This window comes from Variovorax multivorans (genome assembly GCF_051216835.1).
Taxonomy (GTDB): Bacteria; Pseudomonadota; Gammaproteobacteria; order Burkholderiales; family Burkholderiaceae_C; genus Variovorax.
The window spans coordinates 79,798-102,244 of the sequence record NZ_JBPJZL010000004.1 but is presented as its reverse complement, the minus strand read 5'-3'; the positions used below and the strand labels follow the sequence as shown (position 1 = coordinate 102,244).

Below are 22,447 nucleotides of genomic sequence, written 5' to 3'. Positions count from 1 at the left end.
ACAAAAAGCACAAGCACCCAACCGAAGGCAGGGAGGCCTCCGCGTGAAGCGCATTCGCTCCGAGAAATTGATCCGCACGAAGCCGGGCGCGACAGGCGCCGCAGGCTTCAGCACAGTGGAACTGTTCGCCCTGCCGGAAGCGCCGGGCCACGTGGTGCATGTGAGCACCAGCCGCGACGGGCTGCAGTGGAAGGAGACGGTCTACACGCCGTCGCCGCTGCCGCTGGAGGCCGCCAACGCCGCCTTCGAGCGCGCCGTGGCGGCGCAGATCGCGCAGGGCTATGCGATCGAAGGGGCGGCTGTCGAGGCTGTCGTCACCACGGCAACCGTCGTGCTCGCACACCCCGGCGACGCCGTGCTGCTGGCCAGCGTCCGCCCCGATGCATGGCGCCTGCTGGCCCCCGTGCGCCGCAACCGCGTAGTGTGGCGCATCGGCGAGCGCCGGCTGGCCGCGGCCGTGCCGCAGCTCATCGATCACATCGAAACCGGTGAGCCGCTGCTCGACTACTGCATCGCCTGGGCCATCGGCCGCTGCGGCGACGGCGGCGCGTTCGAGGCGATGCGTGAACTATCCCGGCGCGGCCGCACGCCCGTGGTCACCCGCGCTGCGCGCTGGGCCGCGCTGAACCTTTGGCCTGCCGAACAACGCGCGGCCGAAACGGCGCGCATCGTGGACGACTGGCCCGCCCCGCTGCGCCGCGCCTGGGCCACCATGAGCGAGCTGCCCGTTGAACAAGCCATGACGCTGCTTCGGCAGCACCTGGCCGACCCCGCGCTCTGGAACGGTCTGAAGTACGCGGCCTGGGTCGAGCAGCTGTTCGATCTCGCGCTGCTCGAAAGCCCGGCTACCGACGGGCTCGCGCGCACAGCCCTGATGGAAATCGCACCGACGCTGCAGCTTGCCGCCGGCAGCTTCCGCGCATGGCGCCGGCTGTACAAGGGCGCGGAGTTCGCGGGCGACTACGCCCTGCTCGGCGTGCTGCATCAGCGCCTCGAAACGCAGCGTGCGGCCTTCCGCACCGGTGGCCGATGGGCGCAGGTCAACGGCCGCTACGTCGAGATCGCGAAGGAAATCGTGCGCCCCGACAGTCGCCTCGCCTACAGCCAGCGCACGCGCGACTACCTGCGCCGCCGCACCTGGCGCAGCCTGCGCCGGCTGGCGCTGGCCGGCACGGCCGACGAGGCAAGTTGGCTGCAGCTGGCCATGGGTGTGCTGCTCGCGGCCGACGATGCCGAAGCGGACACCGCCGGCCAGCAACGCGAAACGCGCTGGACCCCGGAGCCCCGCAGCTGGCACACCGGCCCCTACAGCCGCTGGCTGGTGCTGATGCAGCTGCTGCATCGCCACGACGCCGACTGGGAAGCCCAGCGCGGCGGCCTGCGCTGGCGCCGCAACACGCCGCTGCCCGCGCAGCGCCTCAACCGCACCGAAGCCTGGCCCGAGCGCTGGGACCGCCATCCGAGGGCGCTGCTGCAGCTGATGCAGCAGGGCCGCTGCGGCGCAGTGCATGCCTTTGCAGCGCGCGCGCTGCAGGACAACAAGCCCTTCTGCGAAGCGCTCGAGGCGCCCGCCGTCTGGCGCCTGCTGGGCAGCAGCTGGGACGACACCGCACGCTTCGCCCTCGCCATCGCGCGCCAGCGCATCGCGGCGGGTGCGCCGGCCCGGCCCTGGCTTCCAGCGCTGCTGAGTTCACCGCTGGCCGAGGCCCGAGCCCTTGCGCTCGAATACATCACGCAAGACCCAGGCCTCTACAGCCAGCAGGTCGACCTTCTGCTGATGCTGCTGACCTCGGCCGACGCCGAAGTGCGCCGCTCGTCGCGCCTGCTTCTGCAGGCCGCCGCCCCGAACCCGTCGACGCTCGATGCCCTGTGCGGCAGCCTGCTCGCATGGCTGTCAGGATGCGACGCCGGGCAACCCGAGCTTGACGCCATCTGCGAGAACCTGCAGTGGGCCCTGCAGGGCCTGTTGCGCACCGCGGCCGCCAAGGCGCCCTTGCCCGAACTGCTCGCGCTCTTCGACCATGCGAGCCCCGACGTAGTGCGCACCGCCGCCGAATGGCTGCTGCTGCACCCGGCGTCGGTCCAGGGCCTGCCTGTGGGCGTGCTCACACGCCTGCTGCAGTCCGACGACGAGCGCCTGCGCGGCGCCGGCGTGCGGCTGTTCACGGCCCTGCCCGACACCACGCTCATCACCCAGCCGGAGCTTTTCGCCGCCTTCTGCAGCAGCCCGATGCCGGCCGTGCGCGCGGCCGTCGCGCCCCGACTCGCACAGCTGCTGCCCGCGCACCCGGACTTCGGCGCCGCACTGATGCCGCTGCTGCGCGACGAGTTATTCCGTGCCGAAGCCGCCGAAGGCGTGTTCGATGCGCTGCTGCAATGGCTATGCGGCCCGCTGGCCGAGCACACGCGCCGTGGTGAGCCCGCCGTCACGCTGCGCTTGCTCGAAGCACGCAGCAAGGGCGCACAGCGCCTGGGCGCATGGCTGCTGCCGCAGCAAGACCCGCAAGGCTTCGATGTGCTGCAGACCGCCAGCCTCGGCCTCGTCGACACCGTTGCCGCACGCCGCTGGGCCATGGACCAGCTGGCCGCGAACCCGGAACGCACGCTGGCACAGCTCGGCGATGCACTGCGTATATTCGACAGCCGCTGGGACGACGCACGCGACTGGGCCCGCCAGTGGTTCGGTGCGCAAAGCGGCGCGAGCCAGTGGACGCCGGCGCTGCTGGTACGCCTGTGCGACCACAAGGACGCAGGCGCCCAGCGCCTGGGCCGCGAACTGCTCACCACGCATTTCGACGTGACCGACGTCACCACCTACATGCTGCAGCTGAGCCAGCATCCATCGCCTGGCATGCAGCTCTTCGTCACCAACTGGCTGGCCTCGGCCGCAAGCCAGAAGCCCGACGTGCTCGCGCGGCTGGAGCCCTACTTCCTGAGCGTGCTCTCGCAGGCCAACCGGGGCCGGCTGGCCAAGGCGCGCGTCATGCAGTTCCTGGCCGCGCAGGCGGTGCATTCGGAAGACATCGCACGCATCGTCGCGCGCGTGTTCGCACGGCAGGCTGTCACCGGCGCCATCACCGAACGCGCCCAGTACGTGGCCGGCCTGCGCAGCATCCAGGCCGCCTTCCCCGGGCTGGACAACCCCTTGCAGACCGCATCGGTGCGCAGCGTCGCGCCACGCCGTGCACCACCTGCTGCCCCCACCGGAGGGCCCGCCGCATGAGATTCCAGTACCGCTACTTCGGCCACTCGGGCGCGCAGCACACGGCCAACAGCACGGCGCTGCAGTTCGCGCCCGACACGCTGCGCGCACCGGTGCACTTCGTCGCCGACATCAACCGCCACCTGCCGTTTCGCGAAGGTATGTCGGCGCTGCACGACGTGGTGGTGGGCGACCTGCGATTCAAGCCGCGCGACAAGAGCGCGTACCTCGAATGGCTGGCCGGGCAGGAGAACGAATTGCTCGCGCAGTTCATGGCGCGCAGCGACCAGCTGAAAGCGCAGATGGCGCCCATCAGCAACGAGCTGGCCGAGCTGCGCAAGAGCAAGCGGGCCGTGCTGCAGCCCTTCATGAGCGCGCAGCAACGCTACTTCGACCACATCTACAAGGTCAACCGCGAAGCCTGGTTCGTGCTCGATCCGGTGATCACCGTGCACCCCGACCGCGTGTTCTTCGAGTGCTTCAGCCAGGACGAGTCGAGCTACGGCATGTTCTCGTGCAGCCACGACATCTTCGACCGCGTGAGCGACCACGCCTTCGGCACCACCAACGTCGACTACTCCGAATCGCTGTACGACGAGTTCCAGAAGATCCGCGACTACAAGACCACGCGCCTGGCCATCGATCCCGGCGGCTTCCAGGTGCAGAGCGACGACGACCCGGCCTTCCACGAGCCGAAGATCGACGTGCCCGACAGCTGGGTGCGCGGCTTCCTGCAGGTGAGCAGCGCGATGCTGCTGCCCGCGCAGCGGCTGCAGCTGCACCCGATGGACGTGCACAACATCTGCCTGGTGCTGCGCCGACGCAAGGAGCGCGTGGGCCCGCGCTCGCTGCGCTTCATCCTGCGGCCGGGGCAGCCGGTGCGCATCCTTTTCGAGCCCTGGGGCCACGAGCTGGTGTGCCCGCGCTCCACGCACAGCGCCACCTCCGACATCGACATCCGCGTGTGGGGCCGGCGGCGTCTGCTGCAGCTCGAACGCCTCGTACCGGTGGCGCAGGGCTTCACCGTGCACCTGCTGGGCACGGGCATGCCGAGCTTCTGGGTAGCGCAGTTGCCCGATATGGAATTCACGCTCGGCCTCTCGGGCTGGACTGCCAACGACTGGTCGCGCAACGGCCACTTCGAGCTGCTGCAGCCGCGCCACACGGTCGACCAGGACAGCCAGCTGCGCGTGTTCGCGGCGCTGGGCGAACGCTGGCGCGCCACCACGGCCGAGCTGGCGACGGCCACGGGCCTGTCGACCCTCACGGTCGATGCAGCCCTCGGCGGCTATGTGCAGGCCGGGCGCGTGGTGTACGACCTTGCGCACGGCGTGTGGCGGCTGCGCGAGCTGAGCCGCGAGCCGCTGCCCATGGACAAGCTGCGCTACGCCAGCCCCGAGGAAGAAGCCGCGGCCGAACTGGTGCAGGCACGCCGCATCGCCAACGTGAAGACGCTTGCTCGCCCCGACGGCGGCCTCACGCTGAGCGGCAAGTGCAAGGGCGCTTCGGGGCAGCGCGAATACCTCATGAGCCTGCAGCTCGACGCCGATCAGCGCGTGGCCTCGGGCGACTGCCAGTGCTCCCACTTCATCCGCCACCGCATGACCAAGGGCCCGTGCGAGCACATGCTCGCGCTGCGCCTGTCGGCCAATCCGGCAGCAACATCGACCGATCAGGAAAGGACCACCGCACACATCGGCTGATACACTGCTTTTTGCGAACGGAGCGGGAAGGCTCTTGCAATCCGGACGGCGTATCGCCGTCCTCGCACACAGCACTTCCCAAGCGTCACTGGACGTCTCTTCACTGTGCCGTATGGCCATGGTGACGCGATAACAGTGCGGCTTCCTCGAAGCTCATCGGCGTCACCATGGCCATACGGCGTCGAGTGGAGCCCTCCAGTCCCGAGGCTCTTCGACGAGATTCCCGCTTCGTTCGCAATTTTTCTGATTCATCATCAGCAGTGCATCGGCCAGTGGCGCAGCGCCATGACCATGCAGTCTCCCGCCTCCTCTTCTTCCATTCCCGACTCGGCACTCACGCGCGAGGAGCTGTACGAGCGCATCCGCAAGGGCTCCAAGCAGGAAGTCGTCCTCGAAGAAATGCAGCGCCTCGGCTTCTGGCCGCAGGACGCGGCGCAGCCGACGGTCGAAGCGCAACTGATCCGCCGCGAAAGCGAATTGCAGACAGCCCTCTCCAAGCTCGGCGACGAACTGCGCGGCATCGAAGACCGCGACAGGGCCCTGAAGACGATGCGCCAAGAACGCATGGCCAAGGCCCGCGAACGCCGCGAGGAAACCCGCCAGCGCCTCGCACAAGGCCGCCATGCGCGCGCCGTGGCATGGCACGAGCGGCGCCAGCGCGAGCTGCTCTACGTGGGCAATGGTGTGTCGGGCGGCCTCAACGAGGCACACAGCGACAGCCAGGCACTGGCCCGCAACGCCCTGCCTGCGCTGGACCACGCAGGCGACCTGGCGCAGGCTATGGGCATCGGCCTCGGCGAACTGCGCTTTCTCGCATGGCACCGCGACGTGGCAAGCGTGAGCCACTACCAGCGTTTCACCATTGCAAAGAAGAGCGGCGGCGAGCGCCACATCTCCGCGCCCATGCCGCGCATGAAGCGCGCGCAGTACTGGGTGCTCGACAACATCCTCGCGAAGATGCCGGTGCACGAGGCCGTGCACGGCTTTCTGCCGGGCCGATCGATCCTCACCAATGCCGCGCCGCACGTGGGCCAGGACGTGGTGATCAACCTCGACCTGAAAGACTTCTTTCCCTCCATCGGCATGCGCCGCGTGCGCGGCGTGTTCCGCCAGCTCGGTTATTCGTCGCAGGTGGCGAGCCTGCTGGCGCTGGTGTGCACCGAGGCACCGACCGACGAAGTACAGCTTGACGGCCGGCGCTACTTCGTCGCGCGCGGCGAACGCGTGCTGCCGCAGGGCGCCCCCACCAGCCCGATGCTGACCAACCTGCTGTGCCGCCGCCTCGACGCGCGGCTGGCCGCGAGCGCTGCCAAGCTGGGCTTTCGCTACACACGCTATGCGGACGACCTGACGTTCTCGGCCGACCCGGAGCACAGCCGCGACACCGGCAAGCTGCTGTGGCGCGTGAAGCAGATCGTGGCCAGCGAAGGCCTCACGGTGCACCCCGACAAGCAGCAAGTCATGCGCAAGCACCAGCAGCAGCATGTGACGGGCATCGTGGTGAACAACAAGCTCTCGATCGACCGCGACACCCTGCGGCGTTTTCGCGCCGTGCTGCACCAGGCGGAACGGCATGGGCCACAGGGCCTGCAATGGAACGGCAACAGCGACGTGATCGGCGCGCTGCGCGGCTACGCGAACTTCATCACGATGACCGACCCGGCGCGTGGCGAGCCGTACCTGCAGCGCGTACGTGCGCTGGCTGCCAAGCACCAACGAAGCGGTGCAGCTGCGACACTTGTGGCCCCGCAGGCCTCCCAACGCAAGCTCCCTGCAGGCGAATTCCGCAAGCAATCCGCCGCAGGCAAGGCGCCCTGGCCCGCGTGGTGGCAACCGACAGAAGCACCTGCACCGGTGCTGGAGAAAACCGCCGAGCAACTGGCTGAAGAGAAAAAAGCGCAGCGCGAAGCGGCACGGCCACAACCGGCCAAGCCCGCAGCGCCTGCAACGGCACGCACGACCACCTCGGCACCGCCACCCGGGCAAGCCGCCGCGCAGGTGCCAAGCCTCGCCTCCCAACTCGGCTGGATCTTCAGCGTGATGCTGCAGGCCCTCTACGTTGTCAGCGTCTTCCTCGCGGGCACCAGCCCGTTGATCTGGCTGCTGACGGGCGGCGTGGCGATCAGCAACTTCGTGCAGCGCAAGCCCGGCTGGCTGCGCTTTATCGCGGCCGTCTTCGTATCTTCGCTGCTGGCGTCGATCGTGCACGGCATGAAGAACTGACGCGCTGCATGCGTCAAAACCACACGGCACTTCACAGCGCGCGGCAAGCCCGCTACATTCGCTCCTTCGACAACCACACAGAAAGCGGAGGTGCGCGATGGAAGACGCTGTAATTCATGCCCCCATGCACGTGCGGTTTGTCGGGCCTCATCTGAACAGCTGATCGTTCACGCGTCTAGCGCGTAGCCAGTCTGCCCCGCACGGCCTCCCGGCCGTCGCGACGCCCCCAAGCCGCCCCGATTCAAACGCCGCCACCGGCACGCATGTGCCGGCGGCGCCCCGTTCATTTGTCGAATCAAGGCCAACGACCATGCTTGAAACCCGTGCCGCACCTGCGCGGCATACCGTGACCACTGTTTTCGATCCCCAGCGCGCGAGCGAAGCCGACTGGGGCAACTTCCTCGCGTACTGGCGCCTGCGCGCCGAAGAAGACTTTCCCGGCGACCCCATCGCTCCCGATGCCGACACCCGGTACAACGTGCATCGGCCCAATCCCCTGTACGTCTTTCATCGCGTGCTGGCCGTCGGCGAGCAAGGCGAATTCATCGGCAGCCTGAGCGCGAGTTTTCGCCGCGAAGGCACGCCGGAGTACGAGGCGTTTGCGCCGTTCCTCGAAGCCTGGGGCGGCGTGCTGCGTCCGCACCGGCGCCGCGGCGTGGCGAAAGCGCTGCTTCGCACCTTGCTGGCGCTGATGGAGGCGCACGGCAAGTCCGTCGCGACCATCAAGGCGCACCTGCCCGAGGGCCACGCCTTCCTGCAGGCCATCGGCGCTGTCGAGAAGCATCGCACCGTCGAGAACCGCATGGCCTTCGCCAGCCTCGACTGGCAGGCACTCGCGCGCTGGCGTGCCGAAGGCTTCGCACCCGCCCACGGCCTGCGCGCCGAGGTGCACGCGGGCCGCGTGCCCTTCGAGCGGCTCGCGACGCTGATGGCGCCGCTGTCCGTGCTGCTGAACGACGCACCCACCACGAACCTCGAACGGCCGCCGATGCGCTACGACCTGGAAGACTTCCCTCCCTGGTACGCCGACATGGACCGCCGCGGCGGCGACCACTTTCTCGTGCTGCTGCTCGACGGCGACGAAGTGGTCGCGGTGTGCGACGCCGCCTGGAACCAGCGCTTTCCCGACCGCATGCACCAGCGGCTCACGGCCGTGGCGCGCCGGTGGCGCGGCAAGGGCCTGGCCAAGGGCGTGAAGGCCACCATGCTGCAGCTCGTGCGCGAGCGCCATCCCGAGGTCGCGATGGCTTTTACCCACAACGCCGAGGTCAACGAGCCCATGCTCTCCATCAACCATCGGCTCGGCTATGCCGCGCACAGGCATGATGGGCTCTACCAGATCGGCACGGAAAGCCTGAGAACCTTCCTCCAGGAGACACGTTCATGAAAGCACCCCAGCGACTGCAGGCATTGATCGACGAAGGCCTGATCGACACCGTGGTGCGCCAGCTCATGAGCGGCAAGGAAGCCATGGTCTACGTCGTGCGCTGCGGCGACGAGACGCGCTGCGCCAAGGTCTACAAGGAGGCCGACAAGCGCAGCTTCCGCCAGGCCGTCGACTACACCGAGAACCGCCGCGTCAAGAACACCCGCGAGGCGCGCGCCGTGGCCAAGGGCACGCGCTTCGGCCGACAGGTGACCGAGGCCATCTGGCAGAGCGCCGAAGTCGATGCGCTCTACCGCCTGGCCGCCGCGGGCGTGCGCGTGCCCACGCCGCACAACTTTCTCGAAGGCGTGCTGCTGATGGACCTCGTGACCGACGCCAACGGCGACGCCGCCCCGCGCCTGAACGACGTGGCCTTCTCGCCCGAAGACGCAATACGCCACCACGCCAGCCTGCTGAAGGAAGTGATGCGCATGCTGTGCGCCGGCATCGTGCACGGCGACCTCTCGGAGTTCAACGTGCTGCTGGCCGAAGACGGCCCCGTGATCATCGACCTGCCGCAGGCGGTGGACGCCGCGGGCAACAACCACGCGCGGCGCATGCTGCTGCGTGACGTCGGGAACCTGCGCGACTTCTTCGGCCAGTTCGCGCCCGCGCTGCTGCGCACGCACTACGGCGACGAGATCTGGCACCTCTACGAGCGCGGCCTGCTGCGCCCCGAGACGGAGCTGACGGGCGCGTTCGTGCACGAGACCGGCCCGGTCGACCTGCGCAACGTGCTGCGCGAGGTGGACGATGCACGCGAGGAAGAAGCGGCACGGCGCCTGCGCATGCAGACGCCGCGACAATAGCGGGCTCACGATGCCCGCCCGATGAACTCTTTCGCCCCGCGCCCGCCCCCTTCCACCACCGCACGACAGATCGCAAAGGCCGCGGCCTTCGTGGCCCTGGGCCTCGGCCCGGCGGCGATGCACGCGCACGCAGCCGGCATCCGCCTCGAGGACGATCGTGGCACCACGCTCGAACTGCAGGCGCCGGCCAAACGCATCGTGTCGCTGATGCCCTCGCTGACCGAAACCGTCTGCGCGCTCGACGCCTGTGACCGGCTGGTGGGCATCGACCGCCACGCCAACTGGCCGGCGTCGGTCAAAGGGCTGCCGCAGGTGGGCGGCATCGACGACGCGAACATCGAGCGCATCGTCGCGCTCAAGCCCGACCTGGTGCTGCTGCGTCCGCGCAGCCGCGCCGCCGAGCCGCTGGAGCGCCTGGGCATCAAGGTACTCGCGCTCGACGCCAAGACCCATGCCGACATGCGCCGCGTGATGGAAACCGTGGCCCGCGCCACAGGCAGGCCCGGCGCGGGCGAGGCCTTCTGGCGCAAGCTCGATGCGGGCCTGGACGCGGCAAAGGCCCGCGTGCCGGCCGGCTGGCAAGGCCGGCGCGTGTATTTCGAGGTACACGGAGGCATGGCCGCGGCCAGCGAAAGCTCCTTCATCGGCGAGACGCTGGCCCGCCTCGGGCTCGGCAACGCCGTGCCAGGCGCACTCGGCCCGTTTCCAAAGATGAGCCCCGAATTCGTCGTGCGCGCCAACCCGGACGTATTGATGGTGTCAGCCCTCGGTGAAATCTCGGCCATGGCCTCGCGGCCCGGCTGGTCGGCCATGTCGGCCATCCAGCGCGGGCGCGTCTGCAGCTTTGCTTCGGCGCGCTTCGACCTGATGATGCGCCCCGGCCCGCGGCTGGACGAGGCGGCCGATGCCATCGTGGGCTGCCTGGCCTCGCTGGGCGAGCCGAAGCCCTGAATGACAGACATCGACAGCAAACACACCCACCGTTCCCTGCCCCAATGAAGCATCGCAAGCAAACCTCCTCCACGCCTTTCGTCCGGGTCGGCCCCAGCGGCGTGCACGGCCTCGGCGCCTTTGCCACGCGCGACCTGCCGGCCGAAGCCTTCCTCGGCCTGTACGAAGGCCGCCGCTACACCAAGGCCGAAATCGCCACCAAGGTCTGGGACGACCAGCTCACCTACCTGTTCACGCTGACGAACCACGAGACCATCGACGGCTCCAAGGGCGGCAACGCCACGCGCCACCTGAACCACTCGTGCGAGCCGAACTGCGAAGCGGTGGAGGAATACGACGAGGGCGGCGAACTGGTGCTCAAGTTCCAGACGCTGGTGGCGGTGGACGCGGGCGACGAGTTGTTCATCGACTACTCGCTGACGGCGGACGACGGCTCGCCGCCGTCGAAGTACCCCTGCCATTGCGGCTCGCCGGGCTGTCGGGGGACGATGCTGGCGCCTGAAGAAACCGAAGCGCCCGCCCCGTAAGCGGCCCGGCATCGACGTCAGGGCGACTCGCTCTTCAGCTTGCGCAGTTGCTCCTCGGTGCGATCGAGTTCCAGGCGAAGCGCCCGGGCTTCCTGCTCCAGCTTGTCGATGCGGGCTGCGCGGCTCTCGGCTGGCGGCGCGGTCTTGCTGCAACGCAACTGCAGCGCGCTCAATGCTTCGGCGAGCTCTCGCCGGCGCAACATCTGGCCTCGGGAACGCGCGAGATCGATGTCGCGCTCGAGCAATGCCTCCTCCGCCTGGCAAGTCGCGCCATCCGGCGGCACCGCAGGTTGTGCGAAAGCAGGCAGCGTCACGCTCAACGCAAGGGCCAGGAAGCAGGTTTTGACGCTCATGCCGCACGGTAACGCAACGGCGGTGCAAAAACCGCCAATCAGCCCTACACGGTGAGGTAGCGCGCATCCCACTGCGCGGCGAGCTGCTTGGCGCGATGCAGCGGCACTCGCGCCGCCTCGAAATCGACCACGCATGCGACATCGGCGGCCTCAGGCCGCGCGGGGCTTTCGCTGCTGCGTCCGTCGGTCAGCAGCCACAGCCAGCGCTGCCGCGTCTCGCTCTTCGCGAGCAACTGGCCGGCACGCTGCACGCCCAGCGCGAGCGGCGTGCCGCCACCGGCGGCAATCGGCGCGACCCAGTCGTCGTTCCAGGCGCTGGCGCGGCGTGGCGGCAGGCGCAGCTCGACCACCTCGCCAGCAAAGCACAGCAGCGCGACGTGGTCGCGGCGTTCGTAGGCCTCCTGCATCAGCGCGAGCAGCAGACCCTTCGCACTAGCGAGGTTGCCGTCATTGCGCATCGAGGCCGAGCAGTCGAGCAGAAAGCAGTGCAACGCACCGCTGCGCGCTTCTTGCGGGCGATGGCGCAGGTGTTCGACGCGCAGCCCGTCGGCGCCGCGTGCCACAAAGGTGCGCGGCCAGTCGAAGGCCGCGCCCCGCGGCGAGCAGCCCTGCCATGCGTCCCTTTGCGAACCCTGCCTCCGGTCACCCTGGCGTGCGCCAGCGGGTGCGGCGTCCCGGAGGCTCAGGCTTTTTTTGGGGCGGCCTGCGTGCGGTCGATCAGCGGGCGCAGCGGCTTCACGCGTTCGATGCCGACGGGTTCTGGCGGCATGGCGCCCCAGTCTTCGTCGCCTGCGCTGTTTGCTTCATCTTTGCCGTTGCTGCTCCCGTCGAGCTTTGCGGCTCGGGGTGGGGGGGCCGGCGCTGCAGCCTCGGCCTCAGGCTTGCGCCGATGCAGCAGCACGGCCTCGGCCACGCGCTGCACGTGGTCGGTGGTGATGGCGGCTGCGCCCTCCCAGGCAGCAAGTGCCCGGGCCGAACGCAGCATCACGAGATCGGCGCGCAACCCATCGACGCCGGCCTCGATGCACAGCGCACCAACCGCCTCGTGCACCGCATCGCCGTACGGCAGCGCCAATGCATCGGCCATGAGCGCCCGCGCACGAACCAGCGCGGCAGCCAGTTCGGCTTCTTCCTGTGCATGCTTCGCACGAAAGCCCTGCGGGTCGGCATCGAAGGCCAGTCGCGCACGCACGATGGCCTGCCGCTCCGCCGCGTCCCCGATGTTGCGCAGCTGCACGCACAGGCCGAAGCGGTCGAGCAGTTGCGGGCGCAGCGTGCCCTCTTCCGGGTTCATGGTGCCGACCAGCACGAAGCGCGCCGCGTGCCGGTGCGAGATGCCGTCGCGCTCCACCACGTTGACGCCGCTGGCCGCTGCATCGAGCAGCGAGTCAATCAGCGCGTCGGGCAGCAGGTTGATTTCGTCCACGTACAGCACGCCACCATGCGCGCGCGCCAGCAGGCCGGGCGCGAACTTGAGCTCGTGGCCGGCGAGCGCCTGCCCGAGGTCCAGCGTGCCGACGAGGCTTTCGAGGCTCGCACCCAGCGGCAGCGTGACGAAGGGAGCACCCGGCAGCAGCTCGGCCAGCGCACGCGCGGCCGTGGTCTTGGCCGTGCCGCGCGGCCCTTCGATCAGCACACCGCCCAGGCCCGGATCGACAGCGGCCAGCAGCAGCGCCTGGCGCAGATGCGGCTGGCCCGCTATCGCGGCAAAGGGAAAAGGCACCGGCATCGGGGCGGCAGTGGTCATCGCAGGCTTCCTTCCATCTGCTGCTCGTGGTCGAGCAACAGGTTTTCCAATTGGTTCTTGTAGTCGCCGGGCGACTGCCACAGGCCGCGCTGCATGGCTTCGAGCAAACGGCTGAGCATGTCGTGCAGCGCGCGCGGATTGTGTTCACTCACGAAGTCACGCGTGGCTTCGTCGAGCACGTAGGCGTCGGCCACCATCGCGTACTGGTGGTCGCCGACCACGCGCGCTGTGGCGTCGAAACCGAAGAGGTAATCGACCGTCGCGGCCATCTCGAAGGCGCCCTTGTAGCCGTGGCGCTTCACGCCGTCGATCCATTTGGGGTTGACCACGCGCGAGCGGATGACGCGGCTGATTTCTTCCTTCAGCGTGCGCACACGCGGCGCCTGCGGGTTGCCGTGGTCGCCGTGGTACATGGCGGGCTGCCGGCCGCTCAGGTGGCGCACGGCAGCGACCATGCCGCCCTGGAACTGGTAGTAGTCGTTGGAGTCGAGCAGGTCGTGCTCGCGGCTGTCCTGGTTCTGCATGACGACGTTCATGGCGCGCAGGCGGCGCACCAACGCATCGGTGGCGGGCACGCCGTCGCTGCCCTGGCCGTAGGCGTGAGCGCTGCCGCCGACGTAAGCCTTCGACAGGTCGTCGTCGGTCTGCCAGTCGCCGTGGTCGAACAAGGGCTGCAGGCCAGAGCCGTAGCTGCCGGGCGCTGAGCCGAACACTCGCCAGCCGGCCTGCGTGCGCGCGTCCTCCGGCGAAGCGCCCTGCGCTTCCAGCGCGGCCGCCTCGCGGAGGATGCGCGCGCGAATCGGGTTGCGCTCGGCGTCTTCGTCTTCCTGCGCAGCGACAGCCTGCACGGCCGCATCGAACATCTGCACGGCGTTGGGAAAGGCGTCGCGGAAGAAGCCCGAGATGCGCAGCGTCACGTCGATGCGCGGACGGCCGAGGCCGACCGTGGGCAGCACCTCGAAATCGACCACGCGCTGGCTGCCCGGCGCCCACTTGGGCCGCACGCCGATGAGCGCGAAGGCCTGCGCCAGATCGTCGCCGCCGGTACGCATGGTGGCCGTGCCCCAAACCGACAGGCCCATGGCCACCGGATAGTCGCCGTGCTCCTGCATGTGCCGCTCGACCAACTGCGCGGCCGACTTGAGGCCGAGCATCCACGCGGTGGGTGTTGGGATGGCGCGCGTATCGACCGCGTAGAAGTTGCGGCCGGTAGGCAGCACGTCGGGCCGGCCGCGCGAAGGAGAACCGCTCGGGCCCGGCGGCACGAAGCGGCCTTGCAGGGCGCGGGAGAGTTGCAGCAACTCTTGCGCGCCGCAGGCATCGAGTGCGGGCGCCAGGCTTTGCGCGATGCGGCCCATCACAGCGGCGGTCTTCGGCAGTTCGGGTGGGCATGCGCCTTCTTCCAGCAGGCGCTGCGCCAGCAGTTCCAGCCGCTCGCGCGTGTCGCCCTGATGCCGCCACGCTTCAGTGCTCACCGATTGCAGCAGCGTGGGGCGCGCGCCCTGCCATGGCCGGGCCGCGTCGATGTCGAGCGGGTCGAAGGCATCACGCGGCAGCAGGTCTTGCGACAGCGCGCCGAGCAGGCCGGCATTCGCACCCGCGCCGTCGGCGGCCGGATAGCGCGCCAGCGCCAGCAGCGTGTCGCGCCGCAGCCGCTCGCTGGGCGAGGCGCCGAACACATGCAGCCCGTCGCGGATCTGCGTTTCCTTCAGCTCGCACAGGTAGGCATCCACGCGCGCGAGCACCGCATCGTCTTCCGCGCCCGGCATGCCCAGCTCCTCGACCAGATGCTGCGCGCGCACCGCCGCGAGGATCTGCGCGCGCAGCACCTTGGCGCGGCGCGCGTCGACCAGCAGCGCGTCGTAGTACTCGTCGACCTGCCGCTCCAGGTCCTGCATCGGCCCATGGTTCTCGGCGCGCGTGAGTGGCGGCATCAGGTGGTCGACGATGACCGCCTGCGTGCGCCGCTTGGCCTGCGCGCCCTCGCCCGGATCGTTGACGATGAAGGGGTACACGTTGGGCAGCGGCCCGAGGATGGCGTCGGGCCAGCAAGTCTGCGACAGCGCGATGCTCTTGCCCGGCAGCCATTCGAGGTTGCCGTGCTTGCCGACATGCACCACCGCGTCGATGGCAAAGGCCTCGCGCAGCCAGAAATAGAAAGCGAGATAGCTGTGCGGCGGCACCAGCTCCGCGTCGTGATAGCTCGCGTAGTCGGCCGCACCCAGCGTGCCCAGTGCACGCGCAGGCTGGATGCCGACGAACACGCGGCCCAGCCGCAGGCCGGCGATCATGAAGCGGCTGTTTCGCACCATCGGGTCTTGTTCGGGCGGGCCCCAGCGCGCATCGATGGCTGCCGCCATGCCGTCGGGCAGCTTCGCCAGGCATGCGCGGTACTCGGCCAAACCATAGCTCTGCCACGCCGGCCGCGCCGCCCATTGCGCGGGATCGTTCGCAATGCCTTCCTGCAGCTTGCGCATCAGCGCATCACCGTCGACGGGCATCGCGTCAGGCTCGCCCAGCACATAGCCCTCGGCGGCCATCGCGCGCAGGATCGCCATCACCGAGGCCGGTGTGTCCAGCCCCACACCGCTGCCGATGCGCCCTTCACTGCCGGGGTAGTTCGCAAGGATCAGCGCGATGCGCTTGTCGCCGGCGCGCAGGCTGCGCAGCCGGCACCAGCGGCGCGCCAGCTCGGCCACGAAGGCGATGCGGTCAGGCTCGGGCTGGTAGTTCACCACCTCGGTCTGCGTGAGTTCGCAGCGATGCGCCAGGCCCTTGAAGCTCACGGCGCGCGTGATGATGCGGCCGTCCATCTCGGGCAGCGCGATCTGCATGGCGATGTCGCGCGGGCGCAGGCCCTGGCTGTCGGCCAGCCAGTCCTCGCGGTTGCCGCCGCTCACGATCACCTGCAACACCGGTGCGTCGCCAGCCAGCGCGATGCCTTCTCCCGCTTCGTTCTGCGCGCCCTGCCCCAGTGCCGCGAAGGCCGTGGTGTTGAGCACGAGCTGCACGTCGTGCTCGGTGCACAGCTCTCGCAACGTGGACAGGCACAGCGGGTCTTTGAGCGAATCGAGCGCGACCGGCAGCGGGTTCAGCCCCTGCGCGCTCAATGCGGCGGCGAGCGCATCGAACGCCACCGTGTTGCCCGAGAGCAGATGCGAGCGATAGAACACCAGCGCCACCACCGGCGCGCCCGCATGCCACCCGGCACGCAGGTCATCGATGCCGGCCACGGTGTGCGCCGCGTCAATACCGCGCGGCACATGCAACGCAACCTGCGGCAGGCTGCGCGGCGGCAGCGGCGCCTCGCCATGGCCCAGCCCGTGGAAAGCCACCGCGCGCAAAAACTGCATCGCATTGCCCGCCCCGCCGCTGCGCATGTACTGCCAGAGCCGACGGCTCACCGCACGCGGCGCCGTGCTGCGCGCGAGCAGGTCTTCATCTTCCTGCAGGTCGCCGGAGAACATGGCGAGCTGCTGGCCCTTGCGCTTCGCGAGCTTCTCGAGCTGCTGCAGGCCGTAGGCCCAGGCCGATTCCGCGCCCAGGTGATCGACCACCACCACGCGCGCATGCTGCAGCACCTCGTCGATGTACAGGTCGAGCGAGGCCGGCTGGCGCAGGTGCATCAGGTTGGCCAGCCGCAACGACGGGTAGCCGGGGTCTGTGGCCGCCAGCGCCGTGCGCGCCGCCGCGAGCAGCGCGAGCGTGGTGTCGGCCGAGCTGAGCACCACGATGTCGCCCGGCGTCTGGTCGAGACGGGTAACGACGCTGTCGTCTTCGACGAAGCGACCGGGCTGGGTGCTCAGCAGGTGCATGCGTTCAGGCCGTCAGGCTGCGACCGCGCTCACCTCTTCCAGCGCCTTGCGCAGCACTGCCTCGTCGAGGTCTTCACCGATGAACACGAGCCGCGTGCGCTGCGCCTCGCCATCGCGCCAGCGGCGGTCGAAGTGATGATCGAAGCGGCGGCCCACGCCCTGCACCAGGAGCCGCATCGGCTTGCCCGGAATGGCGACGAAGCCCTTCACGCGGTAGATAGTTTGCTGCTCGACCAGCTTGCCCAGCACGGCGAGCAGGCCGTCACGGTCCACGGGCGGCAGCTCGATCACGAGTGAGTCGAACTCGTCGTGGTCGTGGTCTTCCTCGTGGTCGTGGTGGCTTTCGCGCAGGTGAATGGTGGCCTCGGCCGCGCGGCCCTGGCCCAACAGCAGCGCGAGCGGCAGCCTGCCTTCGGTGGCAGCCACGATCTTGACTTCGGGCGGCAGCTCTTCGCGCACCAGCGCCTCGACCTTCGCGCGCGCGGCATCGTCCATCAGGTCGGTCTTGTTGAGCACCACGAGGTCGGCGGCCGAGAGCTGGTCTTCGAACAGTTCGTGCAGAGGCGATTCGTGGTCGAGGTTGGGGTCAGCGCGGCGGGCTTCGTCGACAGCCTCCGGGTTTTCGGCGAACTGGCCCGAGGCGGCGGCCGGGCCGTCTACCACCGTCACCACCGAGTCCACGGTGAAGATGTTGGCGATGTCCGGCCACTGGAAGGCCTGCACCAGCGGCTTGGGCAATGCGAGACCCGAGGTTTCGATGATCACGGCATCGATGTCGCCGCGGCGCTCGGCCAGTTGCAGCATCACGGGCAGGAACTCTTCCTGCACGGTGCAGCAGACGCAGCCGTTGGCCAGTTCGTAGAGTGCGCCTTCGCGCTCGTTGCCCTCGTCGTCGCAGCCGATGCCGCAGCCGCGCAGAATCTCGCCGTCGATGCCGAGCTCGCCGAACTCGTTGACGATCACCGCGATGCGGCGGCCCTCGGCATTGCCGAGGATGTGGCGCAGCAGCGTGGTCTTGCCGCTGCCGAGGAAGCCCGTGACGATGGTGACGGGAATCTTGGCGTTGCTTGCTTGTGTCATGGAAGATGTTCTTTCAGGCGCGCAAGCGCCCGTGCCGCTCCCCGAGGCAGCACCTCGTGAGCGCGGCGATGCATTGGTTGAATCAGACGGCGCTGTACAGGCGGCGCTCCACGAAGGCCGTGCCCTGCAGACGACGCCAGGCCTTTGCGGCGGCCAACACGCCCAGGTCGACCAGCGGCTCGACAAGCACGACGGTCATGTAGGCAGCGCCGAAGCTGGCGATCTGGCTCAGGTTCTCGAGCCCGGTGCCGCGTCCGTAGAGCGCCCAGAAGCCGACCCAGACAACGATGCCGCCCTGGTAGGCCACCGAAAGCTTGAATGCCTGCTGGTAGCTGATGTCCACGTAGGCCAGGTTCTGGGGAATGATCCGTCGTGCCAGCGCGGCAGTCGCGAACAGGGGCACCAGCAAGGTGGTGACGTTCATGCCGAACTGCGGCACATCCTGCGGTTCGAAGAACAGGCCCTGGATGAGCAATCCGCCCGCCAGGCCGATGGCCGCAGGCGCCAACCCGAACACCAGCAGCAGGGTCGTGCCCAGAATCAGGTGCACCTCGGACACGCCCACCGGGTGATGCGGCAGCACCTCGAAGAAGCAGAACACCAGCGCAATGGCAATGGCCGAGCGCAGCGCCAGGGCGGCAAGGCCGTCCTTCACAGCCGTATCGAAGGCCACCTTGCCTGTGTAGGCGAGAGCAGCTGCCGCCGTGGCGTAGCTGAGGAAGATCTTGGATCCGTCGACGAGACCTGGTTCGATGTGCATCGAGCACCTCCTGAAATGCACCGCAGTGCGAAAGTTGATTGTTGGTTCATGGGCCTGCTTGCGCAAGCCCCTTCGATACGGCCGACGGCCGGGGCTTGCGCCGCAGCCGCCGCCAGCCGATCACCACGCCGCTGGCCGAGGCCACGGCGCCGACGATGGAAAGCAGCCACACCACGAGATCCCATGCCGGCCGGTACTGGATGAGCCAGGGAAAGTCGAGGCTGTGCGTGGCGTTGAAGAGCCAGCGGCGCAGCCGCGAGTTGCTGTCGTTGCTGCCGGCAACCTGGCCGCTGGCCGGGTCGATGTAGATCCAGCTGCGCGCGGGGTCGTCGAACTGCAGGCGCCACACGGGCACGATGCGCTCGCGGTGGTGGCCATACCAGTGGAAGTCTTCGCGGGTCTGCAGCGTGGCCTGGGTGATGGCGCCGGGCCGCAGGCGGGCGGCGGCGCGCAGGATGTCGTCCTTGCCGATGACGGCGGGGCCGCCGGTGGCCGCATCGACCACCCGCACGTGCGCCTTCGAGTCGCGCAACTGCAGCAGCGGCTTGCCGTCGAACCACAGCAGCACGGCCTCGCGTGGTGCGGCGTCGCCCTCGCCTGACGGCAGCACCGCTGGCGGCCACGGAAACGGCGAGGTACCGCCCCCCGTGTAGCGCGCCATCGCCGCCGCGTCGCCCGGCCCGCGCTGGAACCAGCCATTGGGGTTCATCGACAGCCAGCCGCTGATGATCCACGTCAGCACGAAGAAGCCGCCGATCAGCCCCGCGATGTGGTGCCAGGCCATCCACCCGCTGTACGGCGTGACCGCGCCATTGCGGAACCTGCGCCGCAGGCGCACCCGCAGGATGCCGATGACGATGCCCGTCACGGCCGAGACGATGCATGCCGCCGATAGCCACACCACCACGTCGTGCCACAGCGGCGGATCGGCGCGCAACGGTGTGAAGTAGATCCAGTGCGGCACGGAGCCCAGCCAGTTCCAGAAGCGCTCCGAGCGCGTGGTGTCGCGCACCACTTCGCCGTTGCGCTGCGACACGTACAGCTCGGTGCCGGCCGCGTCGCCGACCTCGATGCGGTGCAACGGGCGCAGCGGGTTCAGGCCCTGCGGCACGGTCCACTGGTCGCGCTCCAGCGTCTCGGCCCAGTGCGCACTCACATGGCCCGAAAAGGCCCGCGCGATGGCCTCGGCCTGCGCTGCATCGACCGGGCCGGGCACATGGCCGTCGCGCGCCGAGACCGTGTGCCGGCCGCCGCTCGCATCGACGATGCGCCACACGGGCTCGGCGTTGATGCCGCCCTGCATCTCCAGCACCATGCGCCGCGGCGGTTGTGCGCGGTCGGCCTGTGGCAGCGCATCAAGTGCAGCGGTCGGCGACACCGCAGCCTGCTCGAAGCGCAGCGGCGCCAGACCTGCGAGCCGCTCTTCGTCCGTGAGGTTGGGATACCCCACGTACATCATCACGACGCCCGAGACGAACCACATGACGAACAGCAGGCAGCCGCCGATGCCCAGCCACCGGTGCGTCCAGTAGAGCCAGTGCCGGATGCCCGGCCAGGCGCGGCGCCATGCGGAAGTCATGAGAACGTCGCTCAGAAGATGACCAGAGCCGAAAGCTCGAACGAACGCGGACGGCCCAGCAGCCACTGGTTGCCGCCGTTCGAGAACGACACCGCATAGCGGCGGTCGGCCAGGTTGTAGGCACGCAGCGCAAGCTTGAGCGACGGGCTGGCCTGCCAGCTCACGCCCGCGTCTGCCACCGTGTAGGAGCCGATCTTGCGCGAATTGGCCGTATCGACCTGACGCGGCCCGACATAGCGCACGCCGAAGTCAGCCTCCCACTGCGGCAGAAAGCGCCAGTTGAGCCAGAGGTTCGCAGCCTCTTCGGGCACGCCTGTAGGCGTGTTGCCCGCACGCGAGACCAGGCGCCCGCTGACGACTTCGTTGAAGTCGTCATAGCGCGCACGCAGCTTGGCCACGTTGGCTTCGAGCCGCAGCGTGGAGGTGAGCGCCAGGTCGAGCGTGGCCTCGATGCCTTCGGACGACTGCTTGCCGATCTGCTGGCTGATGGTCGGATCGGTCGCGTCGCGCGAGAGCAGCTTGGTCTTCTCGATGCGGTAGGCCGCCACGGTCCAGGCGCCGCGGTTGTCGGCCAGCTGGCGCTTGTAGCCGACCTCGACCTGCCGGCCGGTGCTGAGCTCGAACGGCACCTGCGTGGCCGAGGTGGTGATGAGCGAGGTCAGCGGGTCGGCCGCGCGCGCCACCTGTGCGTAGAACGACTGCGACGCATCGGGCGCATACACCACGCCGAGGCGGCCGGTGGCGTACTCGAAGGTCTTGCCGAGGTTGTTGGCCGCGTTCTGCAGGTCGGTGCGCGCCACCTTGGCATGGTCCCAGCGCAGGCTGCCCACCACCGACCACTGCTCGTTGAAGGCCAGCTTGTCTTCGGTGAAGAAAGCGTAGGTGTCGGTCTTGGTCCGGTAGCGCGGCGTGTAGGCCACGGGCGAGACGTAGTAGCCGGGGTTGAAGACGAAGGGGTCGACCACCGAGCGCCCGCCATAGGGCGAATCATTGCTGTGCTGGAAGTTGATGTGATTCGCGTCGAAGCCCACCAGCACCTGGTTGGCCAGGCCGAACAGGCTGTGCTTGAAGGTGGCGTCGGTGCGGTTGCCGATCTGCTCCTGGTCGTGGCCGATTTCCAGGTAGTCGCCGCGCGTCACGCGGCGCGTGGTGGCGTTGTAGGTGTAGGTCTCGCTGTCGCGCCAGTGGCGCTTGCTCTCCAGCCGGTAGAGCTGGTTGCGCACGGTAACGGCATCGTTGGGCGTCCACTGGGCGTCGAGCCGGGTCCACTTGTCGCGGTACTTGATCTCGGCGTCGTCTACGTTGTAGTTCTGGCGCAGGGTCTGGCTGCTCAGGCGGCCATCGATCAGCGGCACGCCGAAGTAGCGCTGCGGCGACTGCCGGCCCTCGTCGTGCGACAGCGTGAACTGCAGCTGCGGCGACACGTCGAGCCGCACGGCCGCGCCCACGGCCAGGCTCTCGGCCTGCCCGCGCTGCATGAAGCCGTCGGTCTGGCGGTGGCTGATGTCGAAGCGGTAGGAGAGCTTGTCGTTGATCGCCCCGCCGCTGCCAAAGGCCACCTGGCGAGTGGCGTCGGAGCCCACTGTGACCAGCGCCTCGTTCTGGATCGGGCCGCGCGTGGGCTTCTTGGGCACCACGTTGATGGCGCCGCCGATGGCGCCCTCGCCGTACATCACCGAGGCCGCGCCGCGCAGCACCTCGATGCGGTCGACTGACCAGGTGTCGAACGGGAAGGTGACGGTGCCCGCGCCCGCGTAGAGGCGCGTGCCGTCGAAGAGCTGCATCACCGAGCCGTGGCCCGAAAAACCGCGCGCCACCATCGCGGTGCCGCCATTACCGGGGCCGGGCGTGCCGGTGATGCCGGTGGCGCGGGTGGCGGCATCGACCACCGAGACGTCGCCGCGTGCGCGGATGGTGTCGCCCGTCAGCACTTCGATGCTGGCCGGCGTTTCCAGCGGCGTGAGGCCCAGGCGGCTGCCGGTGTGCGAAGGCTCGTCGATGGCCAACGGCGTGTGCCGCTCGGCTTCGACCTGCACCGGCTTGAGGGTCTGGCTGCTGCTGGCGGCTTCACCCGACGACTGCGCGAAGACCAAGGAAGGCCCGAAAACCAGCCCCAGACCCAGTGAAAGACCCGAAAGGCGTGCCCAACGCAGCGGCGCGCCCGTGCGATCGCGCGCTGGCGATGCATGACCCATGTGACTTCTCCTCCGACCTGCGTCCCCGCAGGCTCCTGACCGATAAAGGACGCAGCGGAAGAGGCGAAGGGACTGCA

The 22,447-nt window shown here is 68.9% G+C and carries 15 protein-coding genes; 7 read left to right on the top strand and 8 right to left on the bottom strand.

Annotated features, from left to right (window positions below; translation table 11 throughout):
* Positions 1-43: 43 nt before the first annotated feature.
* The 7 genes from ACSFCA_RS10725 (at position 44) to ACSFCA_RS10695 (ending at position 10,841) form a co-directional block, all read left to right on the top strand.
* The gene (locus ACSFCA_RS10725) at positions 44-3,223 is read left to right on the top strand and encodes a hypothetical protein (RefSeq protein ID WP_435459500.1); all 3,180 of its coding nucleotides are present in this window, start codon (positions 44-46) and stop codon (positions 3,221-3,223) included.
* On the top strand, positions 3,220-4,905 hold the full coding sequence (locus ACSFCA_RS10720) for an SWIM zinc finger family protein (RefSeq protein ID WP_435459499.1): 1,686 nt from the start codon (positions 3,220-3,222) through the stop codon (positions 4,903-4,905). Before ACSFCA_RS10725 ends, ACSFCA_RS10720 begins: the two co-directional genes overlap by 4 nt.
* A 285-nt stretch (positions 4,906-5,190) precedes the next feature.
* A complete protein-coding gene (locus ACSFCA_RS10715) occupies positions 5,191-7,128 on the top strand; it encodes a reverse transcriptase family protein (protein ID WP_435459498.1) in 1,938 nt (645 codons plus the stop codon).
* 310 nt (positions 7,129-7,438) lie between these two features.
* Positions 7,439-8,515, top strand: a complete 1,077-nt coding sequence (locus tag ACSFCA_RS10710) for a GNAT family N-acetyltransferase (RefSeq protein ID WP_435459497.1) — start codon at positions 7,439-7,441, stop codon at positions 8,513-8,515.
* On the top strand, positions 8,512-9,363 hold the full coding sequence (locus ACSFCA_RS10705) for a PA4780 family RIO1-like protein kinase (RefSeq protein WP_435459496.1): 852 nt from the start codon (positions 8,512-8,514) through the stop codon (positions 9,361-9,363). Before ACSFCA_RS10710 ends, ACSFCA_RS10705 begins: the two co-directional genes overlap by 4 nt.
* Before the next feature lie 21 nt (positions 9,364-9,384).
* Positions 9,385-10,314: an ABC transporter substrate-binding protein gene (locus tag ACSFCA_RS10700; protein WP_435459495.1), complete on the top strand. Its 930-nt coding sequence runs from the start codon at positions 9,385-9,387 to the stop codon at positions 10,312-10,314.
* 44 nt (positions 10,315-10,358) lie between these two features.
* Positions 10,359-10,841 (top strand): SET domain-containing protein, encoded by a 483-nt coding sequence (locus tag ACSFCA_RS10695; protein ID WP_258349956.1) that lies wholly within the window; start codon positions 10,359-10,361, stop codon positions 10,839-10,841.
* Between the two features lie 17 nt (positions 10,842-10,858).
* Here the strand turns inward: ACSFCA_RS10695 and ACSFCA_RS10690 are convergent, their stop codons facing one another.
* From ACSFCA_RS10690 to ACSFCA_RS10655, 8 genes are all read right to left on the bottom strand, one after another.
* Entirely contained in the window at positions 10,859-11,194 is a 336-nt protein-coding gene (locus tag ACSFCA_RS10690) for a DUF1090 family protein (protein ID WP_435459494.1), read from the bottom strand.
* Between the two features lie 44 nt (positions 11,195-11,238).
* The gene (locus tag ACSFCA_RS10685; protein WP_435459493.1) at positions 11,239-11,757 is read right to left on the bottom strand and encodes a vWA domain-containing protein; all 519 of its coding nucleotides are present in this window, start codon (positions 11,755-11,757) and stop codon (positions 11,239-11,241) included.
* Positions 11,758-11,876: 119 nt separating this feature from the next.
* The gene (locus tag ACSFCA_RS10680; protein WP_435459492.1) at positions 11,877-12,941 is read right to left on the bottom strand and encodes a magnesium chelatase ATPase subunit I; all 1,065 of its coding nucleotides are present in this window, start codon (positions 12,939-12,941) and stop codon (positions 11,877-11,879) included.
* Positions 12,938-16,756 (bottom strand): cobaltochelatase subunit CobN, encoded by a 3,819-nt coding sequence (gene cobN, locus ACSFCA_RS10675; RefSeq protein ID WP_435459491.1) that lies wholly within the window; start codon positions 16,754-16,756, stop codon positions 12,938-12,940. Before cobN ends, ACSFCA_RS10680 begins: the two co-directional genes overlap by 4 nt.
* A 12-nt stretch (positions 16,757-16,768) precedes the next feature.
* Positions 16,769-17,836, bottom strand: coding sequence for a cobalamin biosynthesis protein CobW (gene cobW / locus ACSFCA_RS10670; RefSeq protein WP_435459490.1), 1,068 nt, complete (start codon positions 17,834-17,836; stop codon positions 16,769-16,771).
* Between the two features lie 82 nt (positions 17,837-17,918).
* Entirely contained in the window at positions 17,919-18,596 is a 678-nt protein-coding gene (locus tag ACSFCA_RS10665) for an energy-coupling factor ABC transporter permease (protein ID WP_435459489.1), read from the bottom strand.
* 46 nt (positions 18,597-18,642) lie between these two features.
* Complete coding sequence (locus ACSFCA_RS10660; RefSeq protein ID WP_435459488.1) at positions 18,643-20,175, bottom strand: PepSY domain-containing protein; 1,533 nt, start codon at positions 20,173-20,175, stop codon at positions 18,643-18,645.
* 11 nt (positions 20,176-20,186) lie between these two features.
* Positions 20,187-22,370 carry a TonB-dependent receptor gene (locus ACSFCA_RS10655; RefSeq protein ID WP_435459487.1) on the bottom strand — a complete coding sequence of 728 codons (2,184 nt, stop codon included), beginning with the start codon at positions 22,368-22,370 and terminating at the stop codon, positions 20,187-20,189.
* Between the last annotated feature and the right edge of the window lie 77 nt (positions 22,371-22,447).